General features: G+C 70.7%; 25 protein-coding genes. 11 read left to right on the forward strand and 14 right to left on the reverse strand.

All coding sequences use genetic code 11. The annotated features are described in order from the left end of the window. Nucleotides 1-28: 28 nt before the first annotated feature. From RYH79_RS02055 to RYH79_RS02080, 6 genes are all read right to left on the reverse strand, one after another. Complete coding sequence (locus tag RYH79_RS02055) at nt 29-571, reverse strand: GTP-dependent dephospho-CoA kinase family protein (RefSeq protein ID WP_370895735.1); 543 nt, start codon at nt 569-571, stop codon at nt 29-31. Then, nucleotides 568-765 carry a transcription elongation factor subunit Spt4 gene (spt4, locus tag RYH79_RS02060; protein ID WP_370895737.1) on the reverse strand — a complete coding sequence of 66 codons (198 nt, stop codon included), beginning with the start codon at nt 763-765 and terminating at the stop codon, nt 568-570. Before spt4 ends, RYH79_RS02055 begins: the two co-directional genes overlap by 4 nt. After that, complete coding sequence (locus RYH79_RS02065) at nt 765-1,346, reverse strand: DNA-directed RNA polymerase (RefSeq protein WP_370895739.1); 582 nt, start codon at nt 1,344-1,346, stop codon at nt 765-767. The genes spt4 and RYH79_RS02065 overlap by 1 nt, the downstream gene beginning before the upstream one ends. Before the next feature lie 123 nt (nt 1,347-1,469). After that, nucleotides 1,470-1,910 (reverse strand): type II toxin-antitoxin system VapC family toxin, encoded by a 441-nt coding sequence (locus RYH79_RS02070; protein WP_370895741.1) that lies wholly within the window; start codon nt 1,908-1,910, stop codon nt 1,470-1,472. A gap of 4 nt (nt 1,911-1,914) precedes the next feature. Next, nucleotides 1,915-3,141, reverse strand: coding sequence for a translation initiation factor IF-2 subunit gamma (locus tag RYH79_RS02075; RefSeq protein WP_370895743.1), 1,227 nt, complete (start codon nt 3,139-3,141; stop codon nt 1,915-1,917). Between the two features lie 203 nt (nt 3,142-3,344). After that, nucleotides 3,345-4,409 carry a saccharopine dehydrogenase family protein gene (locus tag RYH79_RS02080; RefSeq protein ID WP_370895745.1) on the reverse strand — a complete coding sequence of 355 codons (1,065 nt, stop codon included), beginning with the start codon at nt 4,407-4,409 and terminating at the stop codon, nt 3,345-3,347. 104 nt (nt 4,410-4,513) lie between these two features. Between RYH79_RS02080 and RYH79_RS02085 the strand changes: the two genes are divergently transcribed. Continuing rightward, on the forward strand, nt 4,514-5,476 hold the full coding sequence (locus RYH79_RS02085; protein ID WP_370895747.1) for an NOG1 family protein: 963 nt from the start codon (nt 4,514-4,516) through the stop codon (nt 5,474-5,476). A 76-nt stretch (nt 5,477-5,552) separates the two neighbouring features. Further along, a complete protein-coding gene (locus RYH79_RS02090; protein WP_370895749.1) occupies nt 5,553-5,870 on the forward strand; it encodes a DUF8024 family protein in 318 nt (105 codons plus the stop codon). Between the two features lie 27 nt (nt 5,871-5,897). Here RYH79_RS02090 and RYH79_RS02095 read toward each other — a convergent pair whose 3' ends face one another. From RYH79_RS02095 to RYH79_RS02110, 4 genes are all read right to left on the reverse strand, one after another. Continuing rightward, entirely contained in the window at nt 5,898-6,893 is a 996-nt protein-coding gene (locus RYH79_RS02095; RefSeq protein WP_370895751.1) for a 5,10-methylenetetrahydromethanopterin reductase, read from the reverse strand. Next, nucleotides 6,893-7,642 carry a coenzyme F420-0:L-glutamate ligase gene (locus RYH79_RS02100; protein WP_370895753.1) on the reverse strand — a complete coding sequence of 250 codons (750 nt, stop codon included), beginning with the start codon at nt 7,640-7,642 and terminating at the stop codon, nt 6,893-6,895. The genes RYH79_RS02095 and RYH79_RS02100 overlap by 1 nt, the downstream gene beginning before the upstream one ends. Nucleotides 7,643-7,663: 21 nt before the next feature. Then, entirely contained in the window at nt 7,664-8,608 is a 945-nt protein-coding gene (locus tag RYH79_RS02105; protein WP_370895755.1) for a cation diffusion facilitator family transporter, read from the reverse strand. Nucleotides 8,609-8,737: 129 nt separating this feature from the next. Continuing rightward, nucleotides 8,738-9,466: a competence/damage-inducible protein A gene (locus RYH79_RS02110; protein WP_370900732.1), complete on the reverse strand. Its 729-nt coding sequence runs from the start codon at nt 9,464-9,466 to the stop codon at nt 8,738-8,740. Between the two features lie 75 nt (nt 9,467-9,541). Here RYH79_RS02110 and RYH79_RS02115 point away from each other — a divergent pair, with 75 nt between their 5' ends. The 5 genes from RYH79_RS02115 (at nt 9,542) to RYH79_RS02135 (ending at nt 14,275) form a co-directional block, all read left to right on the forward strand. Next, nucleotides 9,542-9,757, forward strand: coding sequence for a hypothetical protein (locus RYH79_RS02115; protein WP_370895757.1), 216 nt, complete (start codon nt 9,542-9,544; stop codon nt 9,755-9,757). Nucleotides 9,758-9,967: 210 nt separating this feature from the next. Further along, nucleotides 9,968-10,678, forward strand: a complete 711-nt coding sequence (locus tag RYH79_RS02120) for an MBL fold metallo-hydrolase (protein WP_370895759.1) — start codon at nt 9,968-9,970, stop codon at nt 10,676-10,678. A gap of 69 nt (nt 10,679-10,747) precedes the next feature. Then, complete coding sequence (locus RYH79_RS02125; protein WP_370895761.1) at nt 10,748-11,620, forward strand: zinc ribbon domain-containing protein; 873 nt, start codon at nt 10,748-10,750, stop codon at nt 11,618-11,620. Between the two features lie 50 nt (nt 11,621-11,670). Beyond that, nucleotides 11,671-12,294: a GTP-binding protein EngB gene (engB, locus tag RYH79_RS02130; RefSeq protein ID WP_370895763.1), complete on the forward strand. Its 624-nt coding sequence runs from the start codon at nt 11,671-11,673 to the stop codon at nt 12,292-12,294. A gap of 226 nt (nt 12,295-12,520) precedes the next feature. Continuing rightward, nucleotides 12,521-14,275 carry a histidine kinase N-terminal 7TM domain-containing protein gene (locus RYH79_RS02135; protein ID WP_370895765.1) on the forward strand — a complete coding sequence of 585 codons (1,755 nt, stop codon included), beginning with the start codon at nt 12,521-12,523 and terminating at the stop codon, nt 14,273-14,275. Here RYH79_RS02135 and RYH79_RS02140 read toward each other — a convergent pair. After that, entirely contained in the window at nt 14,269-16,671 is a 2,403-nt protein-coding gene (locus RYH79_RS02140; protein WP_370895767.1) for a lamin tail domain-containing protein, read from the reverse strand. The genes RYH79_RS02135 and RYH79_RS02140 overlap by 7 nt on opposite strands. A 141-nt stretch (nt 16,672-16,812) precedes the next feature. Here RYH79_RS02140 and RYH79_RS02145 point away from each other — a divergent pair, with 141 nt between their 5' ends. Continuing rightward, nucleotides 16,813-17,616: an SAM hydrolase/SAM-dependent halogenase family protein gene (locus RYH79_RS02145; protein ID WP_370895769.1), complete on the forward strand. Its 804-nt coding sequence runs from the start codon at nt 16,813-16,815 to the stop codon at nt 17,614-17,616. Nucleotides 17,617-17,621: 5 nt separating this feature from the next. Here RYH79_RS02145 and RYH79_RS02150 read toward each other — a convergent pair whose 3' ends face one another. Beyond that, nucleotides 17,622-18,806, reverse strand: a complete 1,185-nt coding sequence (locus tag RYH79_RS02150) for a 3-dehydroquinate synthase II (RefSeq protein WP_370895771.1) — start codon at nt 18,804-18,806, stop codon at nt 17,622-17,624. Between the two features lie 161 nt (nt 18,807-18,967). Between RYH79_RS02150 and RYH79_RS02155 the strand changes: the two genes are divergently transcribed. Genes RYH79_RS02155 through RYH79_RS02165 form a run of 3 tightly spaced genes read left to right on the forward strand, consistent with a single transcriptional unit; the run spans nt 18,968 to nt 21,627 of the window. Next, a complete protein-coding gene (locus RYH79_RS02155) occupies nt 18,968-19,768 on the forward strand; it encodes a PAS domain-containing protein (protein ID WP_370895773.1) in 801 nt (266 codons plus the stop codon). Between the two features lie 31 nt (nt 19,769-19,799). Continuing rightward, a complete protein-coding gene (locus tag RYH79_RS02160; RefSeq protein WP_370895775.1) occupies nt 19,800-21,236 on the forward strand; it encodes a DHH family phosphoesterase in 1,437 nt (478 codons plus the stop codon). Nucleotides 21,237-21,276: 40 nt separating this feature from the next. Further along, the gene (locus RYH79_RS02165) at nt 21,277-21,627 is read left to right on the forward strand and encodes a DUF7573 domain-containing protein (RefSeq protein ID WP_370895777.1); all 351 of its coding nucleotides are present in this window, start codon (nt 21,277-21,279) and stop codon (nt 21,625-21,627) included. 9 nt (nt 21,628-21,636) lie between these two features. Here RYH79_RS02165 and mutL read toward each other — a convergent pair whose 3' ends face one another. Continuing rightward, nucleotides 21,637-23,343 (reverse strand): DNA mismatch repair endonuclease MutL, encoded by a 1,707-nt coding sequence (gene mutL / locus RYH79_RS02170; protein WP_370895779.1) that lies wholly within the window; start codon nt 23,341-23,343, stop codon nt 21,637-21,639. Continuing rightward, complete coding sequence (gene mutS, locus RYH79_RS02175) at nt 23,340-26,258, reverse strand: DNA mismatch repair protein MutS (RefSeq protein WP_370895781.1); 2,919 nt, start codon at nt 26,256-26,258, stop codon at nt 23,340-23,342. Before mutS ends, mutL begins: the two co-directional genes overlap by 4 nt. Nucleotides 26,259-26,388: the final 130 nt, after the last annotated feature.

Genomic DNA, 26,388 nt, shown 5'->3' on the forward strand with positions numbered 1-26,388 from the left:
GGGTGGGGTTCTGTGTCGTCGCGCCGGGTCACTCCGTCAGCAGCCCGAGCGCCGCCTCCGGGTCGCCGTCCATCCGTCCCAACAGCTCCCGTGCCTCCGCTCGGGCGTCGCCGTCGACGGTCACACGCACCATCCCCTCGCCGGGCTGGCCGTAGACGACCCGCCAGCCGTCCGGCACGCAGACGAGCGCCGGCAGCGTCGCCAGGTCCTCCTCGCCGTCGACGTGGAGGACGGTCGACTCCTCCGCCGCGACGGCCTCGCGCAGCCGGACGAGCAGGTCCCGCGTCAGCGTCGCGGCGGGGTTGTCCACCCGAACACGCGACTCCTCGTCCGGCAGCGCCGCGGCGGTCGCGTCGCTCACCCGTTCTCGCTCCGTCTTGCCGTCGACCACCGCGACGCGGGGGGTGTGACCCGCCCGCAGGAGGTGTGCCGTCACCACGTCGCCGACGGCGACGACGGGAGTGTCCGCGCCCGCGAGCAGGGTGTCGGCGTCCTCGAACACCGACCCCAACGGCTCTTTGAACGCGTCCCGCAGCGAGGCCGGCAGCGTGACGACGGCGTCGTCGCTCATCTGACCTTCAGCGCGTAGCTGCCCGGCTCGTCGACGTTCATCTCCTCGCCGATGTCGGAGTCTTCCGGGTGGTTGACGATCACGTAGCCCGCCCAGTCCTCCGTCAGCGACGAGGACCCACAGTTGTCACACGTCTGGCTGTCCGGCCCGTTGACGTAGTGACACTCCCGACAGGCGAGACGGTCCTCCGCCATCAGGCGTCACCCGCCGTGGCGCCCTCGTTCTCTCGGCGGCGCCGGTCGGACTCCAGCCACTCGTGTTTGCCCAGCCCCGGCTGCTTGGCCGTCAGCCCGATCTTCGAGTCTCGGGGGTCGCGCTCGTCGATGCTCTTGGTGACGATCCGGACCCGCACGTCGTCGCCGACGCCCAGCGTCCGGTTCGACTCCGTCGAGGCGAGCTGTTGGTTCTCCCCGTCGTACGCGAGGTACTCGTCGGAGATCTGCGAGACGTGGAGCAGCCCGTCGACCGGCCCGATCCCGACGAACGCGCCGAACTCCACCACCTCGACGACGCTCCCGTCGACCACCTCCTGCATCTCCGGGTCGAAGGTGAGAGCGTCGAACTCCGCCTCGTAGTAGACGCCGGGGCGACTCGGCAACACCGACCCCTGGCCGATGTCGTGGACCTCGACGACGCTGACGACGCTGCCGGCGTCCTCGTCGAGTCGGCCCTCCAGTTTGTCCTGCAACAGCTCCTTCACCCGCTGTGGGGTCACGTCCGCCAGGTGTTCCGGCGGCACCTCGACCGTGTCCTTGAGTCGTACCCGTTTGTACATTGTCGTGTATCGTGTTGGTCGCCGTCCCCTCGCTCGGGGCGACGGCCCGCTCGTTCGCTCGTTGGTCGTCCGCCCGGTCCGTCTGCCCGCCCCGCCTCCGTGCGGCCGGGGTGCGGTCCGCCGTTACGGCTCTGTTACGGCCAGTGTGTTCGCCCCCCTTAAACCGATTACGCGAACGTCCCGCGAGAGCAACCGGTCTCGCAGGCCGCGGTCGTTCGTCGCGGCGTACCGCGGCGACGACAGGGCGACCGTCTCCCCGTCCGCCACCGGGCCGGTCGTGTCCGCCGGCACCGACCCGGTCGCCAGCTCCACCACCGCGTCGTCGGCGTACTCTGCCCGCGCGTCCACGACCCGACACCGGTCGACGAGGTCCCGGCCGACGGACGCCGCCCGCGCCGGCTCTCCGTCGTCGGCCAACGACTCCAGTTCGTCGACCACCGGTGCCGGAACGACCCGGTCGCCCGGCGCGACCCGGTCGAGCTCCTCGAACAGCCGGACGCCCGCCTGAACCGGTGCCGTCAGCACGCTCGTGTCGAGCACGACTGTCGCGGTGGACGGGGCCACTGGCTCACTCCAGCAGCGTTCCGACGCCGATCAGTCGCCAGCGCGCGCCCATCCGGCGGTTGATGGCGATCTTCGACGACGGATCCGCACACACCGGTCGTTTCAGCTGCACCTCACACTCGCCGCCGCGGGCGCTCGTGACGGAGCCGACCGTCGTGCTCGTCCCGACGGTGAGCATCAACGGCTCCCCGGTGGAGATCTCGTCGACGGCACCCTCGCCGACGACCCGGTCCAACAGCTCCACTTCCATCTCGAAGGCGTCCACCGTCGGCGGCAGACTCCCGGGCTCGCCGGCGATCTGCCCCGCCAACGCGTCACCCTTCGTCAGCGACGGGTCCAGCCCGGTGCCGACGCCGAGCAGTCCACCCGGACCGACCTGGTCGACGGGCTCGTTGCCCGCCTGGAGCGACCGCACGGTCGTCTGAATCGGCTCGTAGCCCGTCTCGCCGCCCTCCTCGACCTCGCGGCCGGGGCGGAGCTCCAGTTCGTCGTCCGCCTCTAACGTGCCCTGTGCGAGCGAGCCGCCGACGACGCCCCCGAGGAGGTCCTCGTGGGTCGTCCCCGGTCGATTGATGTCGAACGATCGAGCGACGAGCATCCGCGGCGACAGCGTCTCGTCGCGTTCCGGCGTCGGAATCTCCGACTCCAGGGTCTGGATCAACAGGTCCGTGTTGATCTCCTGTTGGGCGGAGATGGGGACGATGGGAGCGTCCTCGGCGATGGTGCCGGCGACGAACTCCTTGATCTGCTCGTAGTTGTCCCGCGCCTGTTCCGCGTCGACCAGATCCACCTTGTTCTGGGCGATGACGACGTTGTCGATGCCGATGATGTCCAACGCCATCAGGTGTTCTTCCGTCTGTGCCTGGGGCACGTCCTCCGTCGCCGAGACGACGAGCACCGCGCCGTCCATGATCGACGCGCCCGCGAGCATCGTCGCCATCAGCGTCTCGTGACCCGGGGCGTCGACGAACGAGACGGTTCGGAGGTGTTCCGTCGGTTCGCCGTGTTCCGGACACTCCTCGGCGACCGTGTAACACTCGGGAGCCTCGCAGTCGGGGCACTGCCGCAGCGTCGCGTCGGCGTACCCGAGTCTGATCGAGATCCCGCGTTTCATCTCCTCGCTGTGCTGGTCCGTCCACGACCCGGACAGCGCCTGCACCAGCGTCGTCTTCCCGTGGTCGACGTGGCCGACGAGTCCGATGTTCACCTCCGGTTGTGTGTTGTCCGTCATGAGCCTCCAGAGAGAGTCTTACTCCCTGTTCGCTCGGTACGACTGATAAAACTGCTGTTCTACCGACGGTACGACGGTGACCAGCCGGCACACCCCGCTGCCGTCTGCCGAACTGATCCCGAGAAGAGCCCCACCACGCCCCGACAGGGGGTGATCCACGAGCCGACAGGGTCACCGCGAACGCACAGCTGTCACGCGCGCCGTCACCGTTCGACCCACTCCACGCCCGCCACGGTCGACACCACCTCCGGTCCGAACGCGCCGGCGGGAGTCTGGAACCCCGCCGGGGCGCCGTCGGCCACCCGGTCCGCGAGCGCGACGGCGCTGTGGGCGGTGAAACGGTACGTCTCCGGCGTCCGGAGCCGCGCGGTCTCCGTCCTCTCGCCGTCCGTCACGCGGCCCCAGACGTACGTCTCGCCCGCCTCGCGGTCCCGTTCGTCCGGGCCGTCGACGACCCGGTCGACGAGCCCGTGGAGCAACGACTGGACCGGCGCCGCTCCGGCGAGGGGAGCCAGCCGGCTCCCCGCCCGCAGCAGTCGGCTCACCGCCCCCGGCTGGGCGGCGTACACGGTGACGTTCTCGATCCCGGTCGTGTGGTAAGCGGTCGACACGTCGCCCCACGGGATCGCCGCCGCACGGGTCTCCCCGCGGCCGAAGTCGATCCACCGGACGTCGTGCGCCAACGGCACGGACTGGAGGTGGCCGTCGCGTCGGACTGCCCCGCCGGCAGACAACGAGTCCACGACCGTGTGGGCGGTGCCCGGGGAGACGCTGCCCAGCCCCTGGAACCCCAGCGACAGCCGTGTCGCCGACGGCAGTCGGTCCGCGAGGTGGGCCGCCAGCGCGTCCGTCGGCACCACGTCGAACCCGACGCCCGGCAACACCGTCACCCCGGCCTCGCGGGCGGCGTCGTCGTAGCCCGCCAACGTCTCGAACACGCCGATCTCGCCGGTCACGTCGCAGTAGTCGGTCCCGGTCGACAGACACGCCTCGACGAGCGGCTCGGCCGTGTGGACGAACGGCCCGGCGCAGTTGCAGACCACTGCTACGTCCGCGACCGCGTCGGCGACCGTCTCCCGGTCGTCCAGCGCGAACACGCGCGCGTCCACCCCGTGGTCGTCGGCGACGGCCGTCGTCGGCTCCCGTCGCCGCCCGGCGACGACCGGCGAGAGCCCACACGCTCGGGCCCGCTCGACGACGAGCCGCCCGGTGTAGCCGTACGCCCCGTACACGAGGAGCCGCCCGTCGTCTCCCGTCTGGTCGGTCATCGTTCGTCCGTCCGCGCCGGAGCCCCGAGTGGGGTTCGGTCGGGCCCGAACGGACGCGTTTATCAGGCCGACACGCCTCAGTAGAGGTAACGAGCCACGAGCCGATGATTTTCGAAGATCTCCCCACCACACCGACGGCCGAGGAGTTGGTCGACAAGGCCTTCTCCCGTGCCACTCGCGCCGGCCGCGCCAAGGACGGCCGCGAGGCCCAGGAGTCGATGCTGCGGACCGCCGGCAACGTCCTCTCGGACAACCTGGAGAACGTCGTCACCGCCTGGCCGGACTTCGCCTACGAGGTGTCTCCGTTCTACTACGAACTCGCGGACGCGTTGGTCGACGTCGACGAGGTCCGCCAGTCGCTCAACGAGGTCGGCTGGGCCGGCGACCAGATCGAGAGCCTCCGGGACGACTACACCGGGAAGCTCCGCACCGCCGACCGCGAGACCGCACGCAAGACCCGGAAACAGGCGTTCGCTCGCTTCGCCGACATCACGGAGGAGGTGGCCGACGACCTCCGCCGTCTCAACGACGCCCGCAACGAACTGCGCGACCTCCCGGACATCGACCCGGAGGCACCCGTGATCGCCGTCGCGGGCTACCCCAACGTCGGCAAGTCCGCGTTCGTCAACAGCGTCACGCGCGCCAGCAACGAGACCGCCGAGTACCCGTTCACCACCACCGGGATCCAGGTCGGGCACTTCGACCGCGACCGTGTCACCTACCAGATTATCGACACGCCGGGGCTGCTCGACCGCCCGGCCGACGAGCGCAACGACGTGGAACAACAGGCCGTCTCCGCGCTCGCGCACGCCGCCGACGCCGTCCTGTTCCTCGTCGACGCCTCCGCACGGTGTGGCTACCCACTGAACGTGCAGTTGGACCTCCGGGAGGCCGTCGACGCAACCTTCGACGTGCCCGTCCTCACCGTCTGCAACAAGAGCGACGTGTCGAGAGACGTGGACGCCGAGGCGTACATGAGCGTCACCGAAGACGAGAACGTCGACGACGTGTTAGAGCGGGCGGCGGTGGCGGTGGGGTACGACCCGGGGCTGCCGTCGCGGGAGTGAGTCGTGGAACGACGACGTCGTCACGGCCGGCAGCGCGACCCTCAACACTCAAACCCGTCGAGACCAAGCCGGTAACATGGTCACAGTCACGGACTTCGTCGTCAGGCTCCTGACGAGCGCCGTCGAGATGGCGGCCAGGATCGGCGGCCAGGTCGCGCTCAAGGACCCGTTGTCGTTCGTCTCCGTGTTGTTCGGCACCGTCTTCGTCACCGGCGCGGTCGCGGTGCTGGGCTACCTCGCGGTCGGGGCGTTGTTCAACGAACTCGGGATCACGACGCCGACGCTCGGGCGCGGACAGCGCGAGGCCGACGGCCGCATCCCGACCGCGCGGCCGAACCCCGAGGCACAGCGGGAGGCGAAGGGCGCGGCGCGGGCGAAGCAGGACGAACGGTAGACGAACGGAGACGACTGGAGACGGCTACTACTCCTCGCGGATCTCGTCGGGCGCGGCCTCGGCGGCCAGTTCGACGGCGGCGTCCAGGTCCGGCCCCAGCGGCGACCCGACGACCAACGAGTCGGCGTGCTCCAGCACGGCGTCGATCCGGTCGGCGACCGTCTCGGGCGTGCCGGCGATACAGAACGCGTCGATCATCCCGGGCGTGACGGCGTCGAACGCCTCCGAGAACGACCCTTCGGCGATCAGGTCGCCGATCTCCTCGGCGACGCCGTGGTCGACGCCGTGGCGGTCGAGCACGGGCGGCGGGGAGCCGGCGGCGACGAACGCCACCGGCGGCCGGGCGGCCTCGCGGGCGGCGTCGCCGTCCTCGCCGACGCTGACGCTGGCGTACGCCGCCAGATCGAAGTCGTCGGCGGTCTTCCCGTCGGCCTCGCCGATCCCCTCGGCGACGCGGTCACGCGCCCACGAGAGGTCCGCCGGGTGCGAGCCGTTGAACAACAGGCCGTCGGCGCGCTTGCCGGCCATCCGGCACATGTGTGGCCCCTCGCCGCCGACGTAGACGGGGATCGACGCCCCCTGTGGCGGCTCGTAGTTGAGGCCGGCGTCGTCGGCGTCGAACGTCCCCCCGCCGTCCACCCGTTCGCCCGCCCAGAGGTCGCGGGCGGTCTCGAACGCCTCCAGCACGGGCCGGAGCCCGCGGTCGTCCGCCATCCCGAGGTTCCGCAGCGTGGAGGGGTCGCCCGGGCCGAGTCCGAACACCGCGCGGCCGTCCGTGAGCTCGTCCAGCGTCGCCACCTCGCTGGCGAGCGTCACCGGGTGGCTCTCGAACGGGTTGGCGACGCCCGGACCGAGCCGGACGCCGTCCGTCTCCGTCGCCAGCCGAGTCGCCACAGCCGTCGCGTCGCGGTTGTTGTAGTGGTGCGAGACGAACACGGTGTCGTAGCCGGCCGTCTCGGCGGCGGCGCCCAGTTCGACGACCCGTTCGACCGGGTGCTCGGGGGTGAGTTCGATTCCGAGCATCAGAACTCCCACTCCCTGACGGCCTGTCTGACCAGATCACCCTCCACCGCTCGGAAGTGTGCGTCGCTCTCGCCGTGGTCGCCCCACTCGAAGTCGCGGACGACGACGGCGGGCGTGCCGCTGTCGGCCTCGCCGGCGACGAGGTTGGCGGCGGCAGCGAGCTCGTCGACGACGTTCTCGACGGTGACGCCCAACTCGCGCCCCTCGCGGTCCGTCTCGCCGCGGTAGTCGCGCCCGGGAGCGAGTCCCGCCCAGCCGACGGCGACCCCTCGCTGACCGTGGCGGAACGGTCGCCCGGAGGTGTCGGTGACGACCACGTGGTCGGCCGGCAGCTCCGCCCGGATGCGGCTGGCCGACTCCGACGGTCGGCGCGGGAGGAGGAGGATGTCCCCCTCGGGGACGTTCGAGCGGTCGATGCCGGCGTTGACGCCGATGTGACCGAACCGTGTCTCCGTCAACAGGAACGGTGACTCCATCAACACCTCCGTCGACTCCTCCAAGACGGCCTGTGCGAACCGGGGGTCCTTCTGTTCACCTGTCACCTCCTCGAGGTTGTCGGCGATCTCGCGGGCCCGCGGTCCCGCGGGGAACTCCGAGAGCTCCGCGGCGCGATCCTCCGCCTTCGAGACGACGGTGGAGGCGACACACACCACGTCGTCCGGACGGAGGTCGACCCGGTCGCGGATCAGCGCCGCGAGGTCGTCGCCCGGCCGCACCTCCGGCACGTCCGGGACTGGAAACACGTCCATACCACCTCGTGGCGCTCCGCCTCAAAAACCGCCGTGGTGTTGGCTCGATTGTCCGGTGTCGGCAGTGGAGACGGTTCCCTCGTCGGCGTCCTTCCACTCTCCGAGCCCGGCGGGATCCAAGTGGACGTGGACGTCCGTCACCTCGCCGACGGCCAGGACACACTCTCGGAGTTCCGTCTCTAGGTCGTGGGCGGCCGCGAGCGTCATGTCGCCGTCCACCTCGGCGTGGAACTCCACCTCGACGCGGTGACCGACGTAGAAGGCGGTGAAGTCGTGGAGTCCGTACACGCCCCGGTGGTCTAGGATCGCCTCGCGGATCTCCCGTTGGAGCGACTCCGGCGGGGCGGCGTCCAGGAGGTACGTCAGGTTCTCGCGGGCCACCTCGACACCCTGCCAGACGACGAGCAGGCTGACGAACGCGCCGGCGACGGGGTCGAGAATCGGGCTGCCGGTCGCCATCCCGGCGACGCCCACCATCGCCGCGGCGGTGGTCCACAGGTCGTTCTTGCTGTCGGCCGCCAGCGCGGCGAGCCCGGGGGAGTTCACCTCCCGGTTCACCCGCACGGTGTACCAGTAACAGGCGCCGCGGTCCGCGAGCGCGAACAAGAGCCCGGCGACGAGGACGGCGCTGTACGTCGACTCCGGCCCGGAGAGGTACGTCAGCAACGACTCGCGCAGCAACGCCAGCCCCAACAGGACCAACACGCCGCCGACGAACAACGCTGTCAGCGGTTCGAACCGGTCGTGACCGTGTGGGTGGTCCTCGTCTGCCCCGTCGAAGGCGGCCCGCCCCCACACGAGGACGACGGCCCCGGCGAGCAGGTCCGCGACGGAGTGGACCGCGTCCGCGACCAGCGCGATACTGCCGAACGTCACCCCGAGCGCTCCCTCCACGACGATCTTCAGCAGACTCGAGACGACGTTCACCCAGGACGCCTTCAGGAACTCTCGTCGCCGGTCTGTCATCGTCTCCCCTCGGCGACTGACGGGCAAAAAGCCACCCCTCGGTCGGTCGTGTGCCCGGCCGTCTCGACGGCACGACGGAGCGGACGACCGCACGCCGGGAGAGCAACCGGCGGCGGGTCCGGGCGACGGTCAGACGGTGTCGATCCGCTCGGCCAGCCAGTCGACGGCGGCGTCGACGGCGTCCGGGTCCGTCCCGGACACCCGGACCCGAACTTCCCGGTCGGCCCGGGAGGGGTAGCTGCCGACGGCGACGTCGAACCGGTCGCCCGCGGCCGCGAGCGTCTCCGCCAGCGCACCCTCCGGCGCCGGCGACCGGACCGACCGAGACACTCGGTCGCCGCCGAACTCCTCGGCGACGTTGCCGAACACGCCTCGCATCTCCTCGGGCACGCCCGGGAGGAGGTAGACGCCGTCGACGACGGCGCCGGGCGCCAGCCCGACGGGGTTCTCGACGTGGCGGGCCCCGGCCGGCAGTGACGCCCAGGCGTCCGGATCGAAGTCGAGGTCGTACTGCTCGAACAGCTCCGGCTCCGCCTCGGCGAGCGCCGCGGCCGTCCGTTCGACGGCCGCGCGAGCCGCCTCGTGGACGACCACCTCGCGGTCCAGCGCGTCGGCGACCGCCGGCACCGTCAGGTCGTCGTGGGTGCCGCCGAGCCCGCCGGTGACGAGGACGGCGTCGAACCGGTCGTGGTACGCTCGGATCCGGTCGACGAGCGTCGGCGGGTCGTCCGGCACGGTCAGGATGCGGCGGACGACGCCGCCGCGGTCGGTCACCTGGCCGGCGAGCCACGTCGCGTTCGTGTTCTCCGTCTCCCCGGCGAGCAGTTCGTCCCCGACAGTGAGGATGGCGACTCTCACGACCACACGACACACCCCGGGCAGAAAGCGCTGTGGACCGAAACGCACACGGCCCGCCCGCCACGACGGGGTGACGTGAATCCGCGCCGTCTCGTCGCCGAACACCCGTTGCCGTCGTTGTTGAGCGTCGCGGCGGTCGCCGCCGTCGCCGCGACGCTGTGGCTGGCCGTCGCCGCCGCCGCCGAGACGACACTGACGATCCGTGTCGGGGCACTCACCACCGTGCTCGTGGTGTTCGCCGCCGGATTCTGGTTTGGACCGCTCGTGTCGTGGTACGACGAGCGGTCGTAGCCGGCGCGAGCGCTACTATTTGGACCGCTCGTGTCGTGGTACGACGAGCGGTCGTAGCCGACGCGAGCGCTACTATTTGGACCGCTCGTGTCGTGGTACGACGAGCGGTCGTAGCCGGTGCGAGCACCCAGCTTCGGCGCGAACACTCGAGGCCGACACGAGCGCCCGAGAGTGGACGGAGTTTTCTCTCCGGCGGGTCACCCTCCGGTCGTGACAGTCAGACACGACGGACTGACAGTCGAGTGGCTGGGGTACGCGACGGTGCGGCTGGAGACGGACGACGGGACGGTCGTCTACCTCGACCCCGGGCGCTACGGGGTGCTCGACGGCCAGTACCCGAAGGACGGCGACGTGGTGTGTGTCACCCACGACCACCACTACGACTCGGACGGCGTCGAACGAGTCGCCGCCCAGGACGCGACGGTAGTCGTCTACGAGGGTGTCGACCCGTCCGGGATCGACCGCGACGTGGTCCCGGTCGAGGAGATCGACCGCGAGACCGTCCGGATCGGTGAGACGGACCACTGCGCCGCCGCCGGCGTCGACGTGTGGACGGTGCCGACGTACAACGAGCCGGACGGACCACACGTCGACGGTGACGGGGAGCCGTACCACCCGGAGGGGTTCGGGGTCGGCTACCGGCTCTCCGTCGGCGACGTCTCCGTGTTCTGGCCGGGCGACGGGGACGCCTTAGACGGGTTCGCGGAGTTGGACGTGTCCCTCTTCCTCGCCAACATCGGCGGGAACGTCGTGAGCGACCGCCACGAGGCGGCCGCTCTCGCGGAGGCGATGGACCCCGACCTCGTGTTGCCGGTCCACTACGACACGTTCGATCTGTTGGCGGCCGACGGGACGGCGTTCGCGGCCGACGTGGCGGCGCGTGGGGTGCCAGTCGTGTTGGACGAACCGACAGACGACTGAAAGGCGGCGTCTCGCAGCGGGAACCCCCGCGCAAGCTACTTGAGCGACGGTCACGTCGTTCCGGTCGGAATGTCGGAGACGCCACGCTACTGTTCCGCCTGCGGGGAACGCCTCTCTTCCGGGGACAACTACTGTCCCGCCTGTGGCGACCCCGTGACGGCGACCGACAGCGAGCGCGCGCGGACGGGCGCCAGCGGCGGCGGCCGACGCGACCCCGGCGCCGCGACGACGGACGACCGTCACTGGCTCAGCCAGCGTGTGGCGGACCTCCGCGCCCGCGGCTGGAAGGTGACGTACGACGACGGCGACCGGGTGGAGCTGGTCGACCGGGGTGTCGGGTCGATCCCGGTCCACCTCGTGTTGTTCTTCGTCTCGAGCGGGCTCGCCAACCTCCTGTACGCCTGGTACTCCTACACCTGGGGGGCGCCGAAACGGATCGTCACCGCCGACGGCAACGAGGAGGTGGACGACGACAGCAGCCTCGGCACCGCCCTGGCGGTCGTCGCAGGGGTGGTTCTGTTGGGGATCAACGGGCTGTTGTTCGCAATCTCGTTGCTGGTGGGTGTCCCGCAGATCGCCGTCTCGGTACTCCTGTTCACCGTGATGGCCGTCGCTGGCACCGTGGCGTTCCGGAGCGACATCGACACGGAGTCGCCGTCCACGTTCGGCCGCGAGCGGCGCGTCGAGACGGAGTCGGTCGAGACCCCGCCGGAGTCGTGTGCTGCCTGTGACGACCGAGTCGTCCGAGGAGAGCGTCGGGAGTTCTCGGACAAGTTCTACCTCGCGGGCGTCCCCGTCCGGACGCACGAGGAGGGGTCGAACACCTACTGTGCCGACTGTGTCGCCGACAACCGTGGGCCGGACGACGCCTCCGATCTGGAACGAGAGCTCAGACAGCTCCGCACGGACAGTCGAGGACGCGAACGCCCGGAGCGGAACTGAGCCCGGCCTGGGTCGCTACCGTTATCGGCCGTCGCCGGCTACCGGCGCACATGCCGTTCGACACGCGACCGGACCGCGACGCCGAGGTGGTGCTCGTCGGCCGGTCGAACGTCGGGAAGTCGACGCTGATGCGGGAGCTGACCGGCCACGACGTGGCGACCGGGGGGAAACCCGGGGTGACGCGGGAGCCGAACCACTTCGACTGGACCGGCCCGGATTTCCTCTACACGGACCTCCCCGGCTTCGGGTTCATGTCCGGGGTGTCGGAGTCCGTCCGCGAGCAGATCAAGACGGACGTGGTGCGGTACGTAGAGGACAACGCCGACGACATCGTCGCGGGCGTGCTCGTCGTCGACGGGAAGGCCGCCGTCGACATCATCGACCGCCACTCCGGCCCCGACGAGGTGCCACACGACGTGGAACTGTTCGGCTTCCTCCGAGACGTGGACGTGCCCGCGGTGGTCGCCGTCAACAAGATGGACAAGGTGGACGACCGCGACGAGCGACTGGACGAACTGTGTGAACGACTGGGGCTGTACCCGCCCTGGCAGCAGTGGGACGAGACGATCGCCCCGATTTCGGCGAAACGCGGCTCCATCGACCCGCTGCGGGACGCGCTCCGGGCACACGTCGAAGCGACCGGCCGCGAGCAACTGCTCCAGTACGTCGTGTAGCGACCCGTCGTCCCGCAGAGCGCCGAACGACGGACCGCCACAGTCGTTGTCTCTGACTTCGCCGACCGCAAGACATACGACATGCTAGCCCAATACTCGGACATAAATTACATCGTGTTCGGGAGAAAAACCCACTCGGGAAACGCACTGCCGTCGGTCGAGGTTCACAGACGGGGCGACCGTCGAGAGTGACGAGAGACACGAGCGATACGAGACACACGAGACGATGGTGACACTACCGTGGCCGGCGCTGCTCTCGCTCGCGGCCGGTGTCGGTGCGCTGTACACGCTGCCGCGCGCCTGGCGCCACCGCGACCAGCCCGGCGGCCGTTACTGGATCGCGTTCACGCTCGCCATCGCCTCGTGGGCACTGGGGTACGGCGGCGCGTTGTTCGTGTTCGACCCGGCGCTGCGCCAGGCCGTCGGCGCCGTCACCTGGGTGGCGAAGAGTCTGGTGCCGCCGACGTTGCTCGGGTTCGCGTTGGCGTACACCGGTCGCCCACACCTCGCCAGGTCGTGGGGTGCTCGGCTCAACCTCGCCGTCTGGATCGGGTTCGCGGTGTTCGAGGTGCTCAACCCGCTCCACGGGCTCGCCTGGCAGAACTACCGGATCGACCCGGTGTTCGGCGCCGCGACAGTGTCGCTGGACGTACAGCCCGCGCTGTACGCGGTGTACGCCCTGGCGTACCTGGAGGTGGGGCTGGCTGTCGGACTCTTGCTCCAGGCGGTCGTCAGGTACGGCTCCGTCTACCGTCGGCAGCTGCTCACGCTGGTCGCCGGCGCGTCGCTCCCGACGCTAGCGACGGCCGTCTGGCTGTCCGGCGTCGGCCCGGTGCCACAGCTCAACCCGACGCCGGCGGCCATCGCCGTCACCGTCAGCGGCGGCTACGTCGCCCTGTTCCACGGTGACCTGTTCGCCGTCGGGCCGGCGACCCGGCGCGCGGCCGACCGCGACACGCTGGACGACCTCGCCAGCGCAGTCGTCGTCGTCACCGTCGCCGGCCGGGTCGTGGAGGTGAACGACAGCGCCGAACGCCTGTTCGGCGTTCGCCGTCCGGGCGTGCTCGGCGCGCCGTTGTCCGTCGTCGCCGACTTGGACGAGGCGACGCTGTCGGCGCTCGTCCCCGGCACCGCGGCCGACTCCTTCGACGACGCCCCCGACCAGACCGTCTCGCTCACCGTCGACGGGGAGCAACGGGCGTTCGTGGTGAAGACCTCGCTCCTGACGGACCCGACCGGCCAGCCCGTCGGTGCGACGCTCGTGTTCCAGGACGTGACCGAAGAGCGTGCCCGCGAGCAACGACTCCAGGTGCTCAACCGCGTTCTCCGGCACAACCTCCGCAACGACCTCAACGTCGTCCACGGCTACCTCTCGGCGGCGATAGAACGGGTCGACGACGACGAGATCGTCGAGATGCTCCAGACGGCTCGCCGGGAGGCGGCCTCCCTCGCCGAACTCGGCGAGAAGGCGCGCTCGTTGGAACGACTGCTGGACACGGACGAGACGCCGACGGAGACGATCACGCTCGACGAGACCCTGGAGGCGACCGCCGCCGAGTGGATCGCCGACGACTGCGACCGTGTCGACTGGCACGTCCCCTCGGGGCTCCCCGTCGAGACGGACGCGGACGTGGTGTCGCTGTTGTTCGGCAACCTCCTCCAGAACGCCGTCGACCACGGCGGCGGACGCGTGACCGTGCGACTCCGCGAGGTGGACGGGGACACGGCGGTCGTGGCCGTCGCAGACGACGGCCCGGGGATCCCGGACCACGAACTCGCGGCGCTGGAGCGCGGCCGCGAGGACCAACTCGACCACGCCAGCGGGCTCGGACTGTGGCTCGTCGAGTGGAGCGCGACTGCCCTCGGCGGCAGTGTGACGTTCGACTGCACGGACGGGACGACTGCCGTCGTCAGGCTGCCGGGTGTCGACGACGGCCACCCTCGGACGGCGTCGACGACCGACGGAAGCGCCCGTCAGTAGCTGTACGCCAACACTTCGGCGCCCGTCTCGTCGAACACGTACACGGTGTCACCGTTGTTGTTCCATACCGGGTAGCTGCTACCCCAGTAGAGGTCCGTCTCCGTGTCTGTGCCGCTGCCGGTGTGGAGCGTCACCGTCGCCCCGCCCGCCAGCGTGAACCCGCTCGGGAACTCGTAGCGCTTGCCGACCTCGTCTTCAACCGCGTACCCTCCGAGTTCGATCCCGTCGGACTCCGGGTTCTCGAACACGACGTACTCGTCGTTCAGGTTGTCGTACTCGTCGCCGGCGGCGTTCGCGTGGAGGTTCTCCACCGTGATCGTGCCGCCGGTGGAGCCTCCGTCGAACGCCGAGAACAACGGGAAGTCCCCGTCGAAGACGGTCGTCGTCGGGATCGTCTCGTCGCCGTTCACGTTGTTCGAGCCGTCCGTGACGCTGCCGCCGTTGAGCCGGAGATCCGTCCCCAGGTCGTAGGCGACGTAGTTGAGATTGTCGCGCGCGGCCGTCGTCGCGCCGCTGTGCCCCAGCAGCACGACCGCACCCCCGCCGTCCCGGAACGACTGGAGCGTCGACAGTTCGCCGTCCGTCCACCCCTCCTCCGACGGAGTGACGAGCAGTGCACGCGCCCTCGAGAGGTTCGTGTCGCTGATCGTGTTCACCTGATCGTAGGCGATTCCGACCCCCTCCAGGTATCGCTGGAAGTAGGCGGTGTCCTCGGCCGACAGGCCGTAGTCCGCCTCGAACTGGCCGTGACCGCCGTCGATCAACACCTTCCCAGACGTCTCCGAGAGGCTGTCGAGCAGGTTCGCCAGGAACGCGAAGTTCTCGAACGTCGACGTGTCGACGGCGAAGTCCTCGGCCTTCTCGTAGCTCTCGGCGACGATCGGGCTGGCGACGACGCCGACCCGGTTGGTCTCGTCGACGGCCGCCAGCGGCACGTCCGAGCCGTAGCTCACCTGGCCGCCGGACTGGCTCGCGGTCGACTCTGCGACCACCGGCACCCGCGACCTGTCGACGGCGCCGCCGGTCGTCCGGACGCTCTCTGCCGTCGGGAAGAACAGATCGTCCACGTCGCGGTTCCGGATCTCCGAGCTGTCGGCCGGGTCCGACTGCGTCCAGAGCCCACGGCCGTCCGCGCGGGCGTCGGCCTCGGCGGCTCGGAAGTCGTCGTGTCGGGAGAAGCTCGACGAGTACAGCCGGGCGTACCCCTCCTGGACAGTCCGGAGGTTGTACGGGTCGTTCCGGCTCCCGTCGCCGGTGGCGTCGTAGTCGATGTACGCCAGCAGCCGGCCGAACTGGTCGAAGATCCCCGGCTCCTCGTCGTCGAAGGAGATGTCGACGGTCTCGCCAGACAGCTCACCCCGGGCGAACTCCGTCGCGTTCTTCCCCCAGGTGTCGAGGTACGGCTCCGACTCGATCCCCTCCCACTCCTGGAGCCGCTCGAACCGATCGTTGCTGTCCTTCTCGGGGGTGTCGAGCCCGAGCACCCGGATCGGTTCCTCGCGGCCGGTGTCGAACCGCACGTCCACCGTGTCGCCGTCGGCGATGTCGATCACGTCGACCGTGTGGGTCTTGGTCGGGTCGATCTCCAGCCCCTCGCGGTCGGCGAACAGCCCCGATGGTCCGACGAACTCGTCGGTCGTCGGCTGGTAGAACGCGCCGCCGTTGTACGTGTCGTCGACGACCTGGTCGTCGTTGAACCGGAACCCCACTCCGAGGGCCGCCGCGACGTCGTTCAGGTTGTCCGTCTCGTCGTAGTTGTCGTAGTCTGCGGTGTCGTGGAGGAACACCGCGCCGCCGCCGGCGACGAACTCGGACAACGCCCGACGCTCCGTCTCCGTGAAGGCCGTCGCCGGACTGGAGACGACGACCCCGTCCGCGCCCGACAGGTCCGCCGGCAGGTCCGTGCTCTCCGCCACCGTGTAGTTGCCCTGCGTCTCGGCGTAGTTGGCGAAGTTACGGAACTCGTACAGCCCGTTGTAGCTGTCGTGGCTCTCGTCGAACAGGACCGTTCCGCCCTCCCCCACGAGCGTGTCCCAGACGTTGAGCAGGAACTCCTCGTTGCCGCTCTGGAAGTCCGCCGACTCCGTGGCGAGCTGTGCGCCGAAGCCCGCGACCGAGCCGTCGACGGCCGCCAACGGAATCGGCGTCGTCGAGTCGTAGATGGTCGCGTCGCCCGCGCCGTCGCTGTCCTCGTTGCGGGCAGTGTCTTCTGCCGTCACGACGACCACGTCGCTCGTCAGCTCCGTCCCGTCCGTGTCGACGAGCGAGGCGGTCGAGTCGAACTGCAGGTAGTCGACTGCCGTCGCGGCCCGTGCGCGGGCCGCCGTCGCCCCGATTCCCCCGACCGCCGCCGCCGTACTGACACCGAAGGATGCCAGGAAACTACGTCGTTGCACGCGATTCTTCCGTTCTTCCCCACGTAGATATCAGTTTCTGTTGTGTATATTTAGCATTCTATAGTGCAACCTTCTCGTGAAGGCGTGGAAACGCGGTGACAGGCGACGGACCGAAGTGCCGACGGCCCGGAGGCGGTGACGATGCTCACCCTGGCTTCCGACTTCGGGACCCCGTACCCCGCGGCGATGCGGGGTGTGATCACCCGCCGGACGGACGCGACGGTCACCGACGTGGCTCACGACCTCCCGCGGCAGGCGCCGCGGACGGCCGCCTTCTGGCTCAGATTCGTCCTGCCGGAGTTCCCCCCGGCGGTCCACTGTGTCGTCGTCGACCCCGGCGTCGGGACGGACCGCGCCGCGCTCGTCGTCCGGGCCGGCGACCACGCGCTCGTCGGCCCGGACAACGGCGTGTTGCTCCCGCCGGCGCGGGCGCTGGCGACCGCGAGCGACGCGTCGCTCGAACTGTTCACCGTCACCGTCGACGACCCCGCCAGTGCCACCTTCCACGGCCGAGACGTGTTCGCGCCGACCGCCGCGGCCGTCCACGAGACCGGTGTCGACCGGCTGGAGACCCGCGACGACCTCACCCCGACGGACGACTACGAGGAGCTCACGCTCCCGGAGCCGTCCGTCGACCGCGCCGACGGCGCGGTCGCGGCGGCGACGGGCGAGGTCCTGGCCGTCGACGACTTCGGCAACGCGATCACGAACCTCCCGGGCGACCTGGCCGACGGCCGCGTCGGCGAGCCGCTGCGGGTCGAGACCCCCGAAGAGACCACGGCCGCGCCGCTGACCCGGACGTTCGCGTCGGTCGCGCCGGGCGACCCGCTCGTCACCGTCGGCAGCCACGGCTACCTGGAGTGTGACGTGAACCAGGGGCGCGGGGACGAACGGTTCGGATTGGGCGTCGGCGACGAGGTGACGGTGCGGTGGTCGGAGGGCTGATCCCTCTACTTCTCGATGATCGACTCCTCTACCGCCTCCCCGAAGTGGCGGGCGGTGTCCTCGTAGTAGACGAGCAGTTCGTCGCCGGCGGCGAGGTCGGTCACGGCGAGTCGGCCCTCCGGGGTGGCGACCTTGATCGTCTCGGCGTTCTGGAGCAGAGTCTCGACCCGGTCCGTTCCCTCCTCGGTCTCCACCTCGGCGCTCACCCGGAACATCGGACGGCGTTCGATCTTCGCGCGCCCGACGACCGCCTCGCGGGTGGTGCCGTCCGTCGACACGACCTGGACTTCGTCCCCGCTGGACAGCTCCGAGAGGTAGTTCGTCCCGCCGTCGGGGTTGCGGACGTAGGCGTGGACGGCGCCGGCGTTCACCCGGAACGGCCGGGAGGCGACGTACGGGGAGTCTGCGGTCTCGGCGTGGACGAAGAACAGCCCCCGAGACATCGACCCGACGAGCATCCCCTCGTCGTCGTCCATGATGCTGCCGGTGTCGACACAGACCCGGTCGGCGGAGCCGACCCGTTCGACCTCCGTGACCGTCGCCGTCTGGAGGTCGAGCTGCTCGCGGGTGGCGTCGTCGCGCGCCTCACACGTCGCCCGGATCTCGTCGGGGTCGTCCGTGTCCAGTAAGACGCCGTCGGCACCGATCTCCAGCGTCTCGAAGGCCGTGCGAGCCTCCTCGGCGGTCGTCGCGCCGGCGACGAGCGTCGTCTCCTCGCCGACGCGGGCGATCAGGTTCTCCAACGGGATGATCGTCCAGTCGTCGGCGGCGACGAGCAGGAACTCCCCGTCGCGGGCCGCCTCTGCGGCGAACGACTCGTACGACTCGTCGAAGATCCGGACGAACGCCCCGTCGACGCCGCCGTCGCCGCGCCGGAGCGTCGACAGGTCCGCCGACCCGGAGAAGTCACCCGGGAGGTCGACCGTGCCGTCGCCCTCGCCGTCCTTGCCGACGAGGTGGAGGTCCGCCTCCACGTCGTCGCCGTCGGCGTCGACGATGTCCACGTCGGCGTCGGACTGGAAGGCGGCGACGTTCACGTCGCCCAACTCCCGCACTTTCGCCACGTCCCGTTCGTCGACGACGACCCAGTCGACCCCGGCCTCCAGCCCCGCCGTGATCCGACGGCGACGGCGGTCCCAGTCCCCGACCGCGTCGTCGGCCCGCAGCCAGACAGTCCGCTCGCGTGTCATCGTCCGGACGCTCGGCACGACTCCGCTTGAACCTGGCGAACCACCCGCCGGCCGTCGCCGCATGTGTTAACAACGATCCGAGTACACACTTCGAAAGAATAATATCGTTGGAACGTCTTCTCTCAGAGAAGGCAGTCCGTCGCGGCTTTCTGCGTCCAACGATGTCTCTCACCACGCACACCCACGACTTCGACACGACCACGCCGGCAGTCGTCTCGCTCGGCAGCGAGGCGACGGCCGGGGCACTCGACAGCCTCGACACCGTCGACCACCACCGACCGCCCGACGCCGACGCGGCGTTGGCACTGATCGGGCAGGTCGACTGTGTCGTCACCGAACGGCGACTCCCCGGGGAGCGAGACGGGCTCGAGGTGTTCGACGCCGTTCGGCGTCGGTCGGCACACGTCCCCGTCGTCGTCGTGACCGACGACACGGGCGACGCGAACGATACGGACGACGCGAGCGACACGGAGTCGTTCGTTCGGGAGGCGTTCCGGCGGGGTGTCACGGGCCACGTCGCTCGTCGCGGCGGCGACCCGTACGCCGAGGCGCTGGCGACTCGCGTCGAGGTGGTCGTCGAGCACGCCCGCGACGAGCGGGAACGCGCCCGGAGTCGGGCGACGATAGACGCCCGGCCGGAGCCGGTCGTGGCCGTCTCCCCGACGGGCCGGGTGCGGTACGCCAACCCGGCGTACTGCGACCTGTTCGACCGCCAGGAGTCGACGCTCGTCGGCGAACCGCTGTCGGCGGTCCACCCGGAGGGGGACACGGAGCGACTCCGGCGGGCCGCGGCGGCGACGGCCGACGGCGACGAGTGGTCCGGTACAGCCGTCGGGCTACGGGGTGACGGGAGCCCGGTGCGCGTGCGGGCCGTCGTGTCACCGCTGCCGGACGGCGGGTTCACGCTGGTGGTGACCCCGACGGACGCCGGCGTCTCGCTGGGCGAGGCGCCGAGACGGTAGCTTCTTCCGACGTTGTCGACAGTGTGTCACCGTGCAGCGGCTCGTACTCGGCTCCGGCGACGCAGCTACGGACGTTGCGGAGGCGACACAGGACGCCGTCGGCACTGTTCGCGTCCTCTCGCCCGACGAGGGCCACGTCCAGGCGCTGCGAGAGGCCGGCGTAGACGCGACGACCGCGGACCCGACGGACCCGTCCGGCTACCCGGACCACGCGGACGTGGTCGTCGTCGTCGCGGAGGCGGTGACGGAGACGACGACGGCCGCCCGTGAGCAGTTCCCCGACGCCGCAGTCGTCGTGTTCCTCCCGCCGGGCGCGTCGGCCGCCGACCGAGAGCGGGTCACCCGTCTCGCCGACCAGGTCGTCGACCGCGGCCGGGAGGTGACCGACCGAATCAGAGACGTGACGGCGACCTCGCGGGCGAGACGGCTCCGACGGCTGCTCGCCACGCTCCGTGACGCCCGGGAGCCGTTGGCCGTCGTCACCCACGACAATCCGGATCCGGACGCGATCGCGGCGGCGTTGGCGCTCGTTGACCTCGCGGAACGGATCGGCGTCGACGCGGAGGCGGGCTACACCGGTCGGATCTCCCACCAGGAGAACCGTGCGCTGGTCAACCTCCTCGAACTGGACCTGCGTGATCTCGACGGCGTGGACGTGCCCGAGACGTACGGCTCCGTCGCGCTCGTCGACCACGCGGTCCCGGGGGTCAACGACAGCCTGCCGCCGTCGGTCGAGCCGCTGATCGTGATCGACCACCACCCCCCGGAGGACGGCGTCGACGTGCCGTTCACCGACGTGCGACCGGCGTTGGGGGCGACGGCGACGATGCTGACACAGTACTTCGAGACGATGGGCGTAGAGATCGACAGGACGGTCGCGACGGCGTTGTTGTACGGCGTCCGGGTCGACACCCGAAACTTCACCCGCGGGGTGACGGAGACGGACTTCGAGGCGGCGGCGACGCTCGTCGACCGGGCGGACCCGAGCGTGTTGGACCAGGTGGAGTCGCCCAGCATCGCCGGCAGCGTGTTCGCAGTGCTGTCGGCGGCGATCCGCAACCGGACCGTGCGCGACGACGTCGTCACCTCCTGTGTCGGCGAACTGCCGGACCGAGACGCGCTCCCGCAGGCCGCGGACGAACTTCTGGCGATGGAAGGGGTGTGCGTCGCTGTCGTCTACGGCCACACGGACGGCACCGTCTACGTCTCCGCCCGCGGCCGTGGTGCCGACGTCGACCTCGGCGAGGCGCTGCGCGACGCCTTCGGCACCATCGGCTCGGCCGGGGGCCACGCCGACATGGCCGGCGCGCAGTTGGATCTGGGTATCCTCGGCGACCCGGGGGACCCCGAACAGCTCCAGAGCGTGTTGGAGGAGGTCGTCTCCGACCGCGTGTTCGAGACGCTCCAACAGACGGCCCCGCCGCCGGCACCTGCCGACTGGGCGACCGTCCCGCCCGACGAGGAGTGAGGACGGCAGTTTCATGCCCGCGGCCCCCCTCGCGGCAAGCGTGGACCGCAACCGCTCGTTGGACGAGTTCACCGACCCGGAGTCCGACGACTCCGCCTCGTCGGACCGCGAGACACCGGACGAGGGAGACGAGCCGGGTGACTCCGGTGAGGTGGACGAGGGAGACGAGCCGGGCGACTCCGGTGAGACGAGAGAGCCGGACGATGGGGGCGACTCGGACGACCCGGCCGATCTCGACGACGCTGTCCTCCCGGACCCGTCGACCGTCGAGCCGTTGGCACCGACGTTCGCGGTCGGCGGCTCGGCGACCTGTGTCGACTGTGGCGATCCGGCCGCCGTCAGATGGCGCGGCGGCGACGGCTACGTCTGTGCCGACTGCAAGGAGTGGTAGTCGCCGGTCTCACCGACGGCCGTCGCGGTCGAACCCCCGCGCGAGCGTCGACGACGCCACTGACAGCACGGTCGGTCGGCCGTGGGGACACGCGAACGGGCTGTCACACTCCGCGAGTCGCGCGAGCAGGTCTCGTGCGGTCTCGTCGTCGAGTTCGTCGCCGGCCTTCAGCGACGGGTGACACGCCAGGTCTGCCAGGAGGTCCGCCCGCGGTGTCGGTGACTCCCCGCGGGCGAGCGCGGCCGCCGTCTCTCGCAGCGACGCCGGCGCCGCCGTCCGTCCGAGCGGCGCCGGCACCGCCCGGACCGTGACGGTGCCGCCGCCCAGCGACGTCGCGTCGAACCCCAGTGCCGACAGTCGGTCGCCGTGTTCCTCGACCGCCGACGCGACCGTCGGGTCGACCGACAGTGTCGCCGGCGGCGACACCGCCCGCGAGGGCAGGTCGTCGCCGACGGCTGCCCGCAGCCGTTCGAAGTTCACTCGTTCGTGGGCAGCGTGTTGATCGACGACGAGCAGGTCGTCGTCCGCCTCACACAGGAGGTACAGGTCGTCGAACTGGCCGAGGTACGTCGCGTCCGCGAGCACGGAGTCGCCGGTCTCGGGCGCGAGCGCGGTCTCGACGTCCGTCGCCGTCTCGGCGGTCCGTGTCAGGTCCGTCGTCGACAACGCCTCCGAGACGGCCGTCCGGACGCCGTCCCGGACGGTCTCGCCCGCCTGGAGCGCCACGCGACGCTTGGCAGGGTGGACGTTCGGGTCGACGGCCGCGGCCGGCAGCGACAGCCGGACGACGGCGACCGGGGCGTCACCCTCGGCCAACAGCCGACCGTAGCCGTCGACGACCGCTCGTCGTAGCCGGTCGTCGTCCACCGGACGACCCCGGACACCGACGTGGACCGCCCGCCCGTCCGATCGCGTCACCGAGGGATCACAGACGAGTCCGTCGACGGTGAGAGTCGCCCCCTCGCCGTCGGTCGCCTCGCTGTCGTCTCCCTCCGTCTCACCCGTCCCGTCCACGCTCGGCAGCGTCGTCTCGAACTCGACGGCCGTGGCGGCCCGTGCAGTCTCGCGGTCGTAGACGGCCAGCAGGGCGTCTCGCGTGCCGGTGCCGGGCGTCGACAGTGTCTCCCGGCCGTCGTGGGTGAGTCGGATCGCCGTCCCCGGCGAGAGGAGGGCGTACCGAGCGACGAGCCGAGAGACTCGGCCGAACTCCCGGCGAGCGTCGTCCAAACTCTCGCGACGCGCCGGCCGGTCGGCGAACAGGTCGCGGACGGTCACGGTCGTCCCGCGGGCGCGACTCGCCGGCGCCGTCTCCACGGCGAGGTCGCCCGCGGTGCCCGTGACGCTCACCCGGACGGCACCGTCGTCGCCGTCGTTCGTCAACAGTTCCAGCTCTCCGGCGGCGTCGGCGACGCTCGCCAACGCCTCCCCCCGGAACCCCAGGCTGTCGACCCGCGACGGCTCTCCGTCCGGCGGGAGCTTGCTCGTCGTGTGCGGGTGGACGGCGCGGCGGGCGTCTGCCGGCGAGAGCCCTCGGCCGTCGTCGCGGACGGTCAGCGTCCGGCCACCGCCCTCGACTCCGACCTCGACCCGGTCGGCGCCGGCGTCGAGCGCGTTGTCCAACAGCTCCGCGACCGCGCGGGCCGGCCGCGTCACCACCTCGCCGGCGGCGATCCGTTCGACCGTCGTCGACGACAGTTCGCGGACGCGGCCGGTCACGGCTCGTCACCCGTCCCGTCGCGTCCGACACCGTGGCCCCGGTCGTCGCCCGCGGCGACGCCGTCGCGCACGATCTCGTCTGCTCGTCCGGCGAGGTCGTTCAGCGCCTGGAGCGCCTCTAACGGCGTCGTCTCCGCGACCGACACGTCGGCCAGCTCCGTCACCAGCGCCGCGACCGCCGGCGGGAGTTGGCCGTCGTCGTGGTCCCGAGCGGCGAGCGTGTCGTCGTATGCGTCGCCGCCGACTGTGTCGCCCTCGCCGTTCGCCCGGTGTCTGTCCCGCCCCGTCGTGTCGACACCTTCCCCGTCGGTGTCGTCGGTGTCTGGGTCGCCAGTGTCGTTCGTCTCCACGTGGTCGGTGTCGCCAGTGTCGTCCGTCTCCACGTGGTCGGTGTCGCCAGTGTCGTCCGTCTCCACGCCGTCCCCCTCGTCTGCGCCGTCGCCGTCGACTTCACCCCCACCGCCGGCGTCGGCGGCGATCTCCGCCAGGGTTCGTTGATCCGGCTCGGCAGTGCCGACGAGTTCCCGGGCCCGGGCGACGACCGGCGCGGGCACGCCCGCCATCTCGGCCACCCGGACGCCGTACGAGGAGGAGGCGGCCCCCTCGCGCACCCGGTGGCGGAACGTCACGTCCCCGTCCGTCCGGGTGGCGTCCAGGTGGCGATTCCGCACCCGCGGCAGTTCGTCCGCCAACGCCGTCAGGTCGTGGTAGTGGGTGGCGAACACGGTGGTCGCCCCGAGTTCGTCGTGGAGGAACTCCACGGCGGCGCGGGCGATAGCGCGACCGTCCGTCGTCGCCGTCCCGCGGCCCACCTCGTCCAACAACACGAGCGAGTCGTCGGTAGCGTCGTGGAGGATGTCCGTCAGCTCCGCCATCTCCCGCATGAACGTCGACTGGCCGCCGGCGATGTCGTCGCTCGCGCCGACGCGGGTGAACACCCGGTCGACCACCGGGAGCGTCGCCGACGCCGCCGGCACGAAGCTCCCGGCCTGTGCCAACACGACCGCCAGCGCGACCTGGCGCATGTACGTCGACTTCCCGCTCATGTTCGGCCCCGTCAGGAGCGTGACGCTCCCCCGGGAGAGCCGGGCGTCGTTCGGGACGAACTCCGACTCCGTCCGCTCGACCACCGGGTGGCGGCCCCGCTCGATCGCCACCCCGCCGTCGTCACCGTCCGGGCGCATCGACGGTCGGACGTAGTCTCGCTCGACCGCGACCGTCGCCAGCCCCGCCAGCGCGTCCAGTCGGGCGACCGCGTCCGCCAGCGCCTGCACCCGGTCACTCTCTTCGGCCACCCGTTCGCGCACGGCCACGAACGTCTCGTACTCCAAGGCGTCGGCGCGTTCCTCTGCGCCCAGGATCTCGTCTTCGCGGCGCTTCAACTCCGGCGTGTAGAACCGCTCTGCGTTCTTCAGCGTCTGGCGCCGGGTGTACTCCTCTGGCACGTCGTCGACGTTGCTGTTCGTCACCTCGACGTAGTAGCCGTGGACCTGATTGTACCCCACCTCCAGGGTGTCGATCCCGGTGCGCTCGCGTTCCCGTGCCTCCAGGTCCGCGATCCACTCGCGTCCCTCTCTGGCGGTCGCCCGGAGCTCGTCCAACTCCTCGTCGAACCCCTCGCGGATCACACCACCCTCCGTGATCTCGTGGGGCGGGTCGGCCACGAGCGCGGCCTCGAGGTACTCCCGCAGCTCCGTCAGCGGATCCAGGTCCTCCCGCAGGCTCGCCAGCGCGTCGACTCCCTCCAGTGTCTCCCGTAGCTCCGGCACGACCGTCAGCGTGTCCGCCAACGACCGGAGGTCCCGGGCGTCTGCTCGTTCGCGTGCCGCCCGGCTCACGAGTCGCTCGAGGTCGTAGGCGGCGTCCAGTCGCTCCCGCACCTCCGCCCGCACGAGACTCTCGTCTGCCAGCGCCCCGACTGCGTCGTGTCGCGTCTCGATCTCCGCCCGGTCGACGAGCGGCCGCCGCAGCCACGACTCCAGCCGTCGCCGGCCCAGCGCCGACCGCGTCTCGTCGACTGTCTCCAACAGTGTCCGGCCGGAGGGGGTGTGCGCCTCGAACAGCTCCAGCCCCCGTAGCGCGGTCGCGTCCAGCCGAAGGCTTCGCCGAGGATCGTACTGCCGCACCCGCGTGACGTACGACAACGGCCCGTCGTCACCCTGCGTGTACTCCGCGTAGCCCAGGAGGCCGCCCGCGGCAATCCGTTCTGCGGGGTCGAACCGGTCGGCGGCCGCGTACGCCCCCAGCCGATCAGTCGCCGTCGCCGGCTCGAACGCCGTCGCCTCGTACCCCGTCGCCGGCGCGTCCGGGTCCACCGCCGCTCGTGTCTCTCCGTCTACGTCCGGGCCGACGACCACCTCCGCCGGGCCGACACGGGCCAACTCCGCCGCCACCGCCGCCCGGTCGCCGCTCGTGACCGCACACTCTCCCGTCGACACGTCGACGTACGCGAACCCCAGCGACTCCTCGCCGGCCGTCCCCGGCGCCGTCGCCACGCACGCCAGGTAGTTCGACTCCCCGCCCGCCAGCAGTTCGTCGTCGACGACCGTCCCGGGCGTGACCACCCGCGTCACCGCCCGGTCGACCAACCCCGTGGTCTCCTCGGGGTCTTCGACCTGATCTGCGACGGCGAGCCTGTGACCCGCCGCCAGCAGTCGGTCGAGGTACGTCGCCGCGTTGTCGATCGGAATCCCACACGCCGTGTACGTTCCCGTGGAGTCCTCGCGCTCGATCTTCGTGAGCTCGCACACCCGCGCGACCTCCTCGGCCGTCTCACAGAACGCCTTGTAGAAGTCGCCGACCCTGAACAACAGGATCGCGTCGTCGTACTCTTCGGCCAGGTCGACGTACTGGGAGAGCATCGGCGTCAGCTCCGCCCGCCTGTCGAGCATCTTCGCCGGTGCGCCCGTCGTCATGTTCGGCTGGGGGTCGGCGACGGGCGAAAGTGTTGTGTTCTCCGTGGTGAACGGCGCGCGCCCCGTTCGGTCACCCCGTCTCTCGCTGCGGCGGCGGACGGGCGACACACGAGTCGCCCGCACGCCACCG

Origin of the sequence: Halobaculum sp. MBLA0143 (assembly GCF_041361465.1) — an archaeon.
In the GTDB taxonomy this organism is placed as follows: domain Archaea; phylum Halobacteriota; class Halobacteria; order Halobacteriales; family Haloferacaceae; genus JAHENP01.

Coding starts and splice junctions, on each gene's coding strand:
- RYH79_RS02150 (WP_370895771.1), bottom strand. CDS start 18,806: ATGACACGCGAGCGGACTGTCTGGCTGCGGGCCGACGACGCGGTCGGG.
- spt4 (WP_370895737.1), bottom strand. CDS start 765: ATGGCGGAGGACCGTCTCGCCTGTCGGGAGTGTCACTACGTCAACGGG.
- RYH79_RS02100 (WP_370895753.1), bottom strand. CDS start 7,642: ATGGACGTGTTTCCAGTCCCGGACGTGCCGGAGGTGCGGCCGGGCGAC.
- RYH79_RS02090 (WP_370895749.1), top strand. CDS start 5,553: ATGGTCACAGTCACGGACTTCGTCGTCAGGCTCCTGACGAGCGCCGTC.
- RYH79_RS02145 (WP_370895769.1), top strand. CDS start 16,813: ATGCTCACCCTGGCTTCCGACTTCGGGACCCCGTACCCCGCGGCGATG.
- RYH79_RS02055 (WP_370895735.1), bottom strand. CDS start 571: ATGAGCGACGACGCCGTCGTCACGCTGCCGGCCTCGCTGCGGGACGCG.
- RYH79_RS02075 (WP_370895743.1), bottom strand. CDS start 3,141: ATGACGGACAACACACAACCGGAGGTGAACATCGGACTCGTCGGCCAC.
- mutS (WP_370895781.1), bottom strand. CDS start 26,258: ATGACGACGGGCGCACCGGCGAAGATGCTCGACAGGCGGGCGGAGCTG.
- engB (WP_370895763.1), top strand. CDS start 11,671: ATGCCGTTCGACACGCGACCGGACCGCGACGCCGAGGTGGTGCTCGTC.
- RYH79_RS02105 (WP_370895755.1), bottom strand. CDS start 8,608: ATGACAGACCGGCGACGAGAGTTCCTGAAGGCGTCCTGGGTGAACGTC.
- RYH79_RS02125 (WP_370895761.1), top strand. CDS start 10,748: ATGTCGGAGACGCCACGCTACTGTTCCGCCTGCGGGGAACGCCTCTCT.
- RYH79_RS02155 (WP_370895773.1), top strand. CDS start 18,968: ATGTCTCTCACCACGCACACCCACGACTTCGACACGACCACGCCGGCA.
- RYH79_RS02065 (WP_370895739.1), bottom strand. CDS start 1,346: ATGTACAAACGGGTACGACTCAAGGACACGGTCGAGGTGCCGCCGGAA.
- RYH79_RS02085 (WP_370895747.1), top strand. CDS start 4,514: ATGATTTTCGAAGATCTCCCCACCACACCGACGGCCGAGGAGTTGGTC.
- RYH79_RS02095 (WP_370895751.1), bottom strand. CDS start 6,893: ATGCTCGGAATCGAACTCACCCCCGAGCACCCGGTCGAACGGGTCGTC.
- RYH79_RS02080 (WP_370895745.1), bottom strand. CDS start 4,409: ATGACCGACCAGACGGGAGACGACGGGCGGCTCCTCGTGTACGGGGCG.
- RYH79_RS02135 (WP_370895765.1), top strand. CDS start 12,521: ATGGTGACACTACCGTGGCCGGCGCTGCTCTCGCTCGCGGCCGGTGTC.